This is a genomic window from Pseudomonas sp. SDO55104_S430 (genome assembly GCF_054070595.1).
Genome location: NZ_JBSVXG010000466.1, coordinates 1 through 1,397 on the forward strand (window position 1 = coordinate 1; position 1,397 = coordinate 1,397).

A 1,397-nucleotide genomic window follows, 5' to 3' on the forward strand; every position below is an offset into this window, starting at 1 on the left:
TACAGGTTTTGATGGTGTATTGAACACCGCCCCACCTGTAGGAGCGAGGCTTGCCCGCGAAGGCGTCAGTCGCATCACCCTGGATGTCAAAGCCCCATCTGCTTGCTGATGATCTCGTTCATCACTTCCCGCGTCCCCCCGCCAATCGACAGTATCCGGTTATCCCGATACAGCCGCTCCACCAGACTTTCGCGCATGTAACCCAGGCCACCGAGGATCTGCACCGCCTCATGGGTGATTCGGTCAGCCGTATCGGTAGCAACGTTCTTGGCCATGGAAATTTCCTTGATCACGCACTGCCCCGCGGCCATTTTCGCCGCCTGCCGATAGGTGAATTCCCTTGAGACCTCCAGCGCCGTGGCCATTTCCGCAAGGCGGTGCTTGATCACCTGGAACTTGCCGATGGGCTTGCCGAACGCTTGACGCTCCCGGGCCCATTTCAGGCTTTCTTCCAGCGCAAGCTGCGCGGTCATGTTGGCCATCAGGGCCAGCGCCAGGCGTTCGCTCTGGAAGTTGCCCATGATGCAGGCGAACCCCATGTTCTCGCTGCCGATCAGATTACCCACGGGCACCTGGCAATCATCGAAGAACAGTTCGGCAGTGTCCGAGGCCCACCAGCCCATCTTTTTCAGCTGCCGACCCACGGTGAAGCCCGGCGTGCCCTTCTCGATCAGCAACAGGCTGATGCCGGCGAAGCCGGGTTCACCGGTGCGCACCGCGACTGTATAGAAATCGGCGCGCACGCCACTGGTGATGAAGGTCTTGCTGCCGTTGACCCGGTAGACATCGCCGTCGCGCACGGCGCGGGTCTGCAGGTTGGCCACGTCCGAGCCGCCGCCGGGTTCAGTGACGGCCAGGGCGCTGATTTTCTCGCCGGACAATACCTGCGGCACCACCCGGTCACGGACTTCGGGTCTGGCCCACTTGACGATCGGCGGCAGGCCGATGTCCAGCGAACCGAGCCCGGCCACCAGACCGCCGGAGCCGCAGCGCATCAGTTCTTCGCTGGCGGCGACCTTGGCGAACAGATCGCCTTCATGGCTGCCGCCGAAGCATTCCGGGTAACCGATGCCCAGGATCCCCGCCGCACCGGCCTTGAGATAGAGCTCGCGAGGGAAGCTTTCGGCTTCTTCCCACTGGTCGATGCCCGGCAGAATCTCGCGTTCGACAAAACGTCGGACGCTGTCGCGGATCATTTGGTGGCTGGGGTCGAAGTAGTCGGCAAAGGCAGGCATCGGCGAACTCCACGGGAGGGGTTCGCCGACGTTAACCGAGCGCTTGCTTGGTTTTCAACAGGATTGTGTTTGACAGGTGGACCGAGGTGCTCCCTTCGCGGGCAAGCCTGAACTGGCCTAATAATCCCGGACACCTCTTTAGGGCGATATGATTCGCCCATT

The 1,397-nt window shown here is 61.7% G+C and carries 1 protein-coding gene; it reads right to left on the reverse strand.

Going from position 1 to position 1,397, the window contains the following annotated elements; translation table 11 throughout:
• Window positions 1-86: 86 nt before the first annotated feature.
• Window positions 87-1,235 carry an acyl-CoA dehydrogenase family protein gene (locus tag ACW9JE_RS30720; RefSeq protein WP_457434908.1) on the reverse strand — a complete coding sequence of 383 codons (1,149 nt, stop codon included), beginning with the start codon at window positions 1,233-1,235 and terminating at the stop codon, window positions 87-89.
• Window positions 1,236-1,397: the final 162 nt, after the last annotated feature.

Bases quoted from the DNA above. Each gene is read 5' to 3' on its own strand.
- ACW9JE_RS30720 (WP_457434908.1), bottom strand. From the start codon at position 1,235: ATGCCTGCCTTTGCCGACTACTTCGACCCCAGCCACCAAATGATCCGC.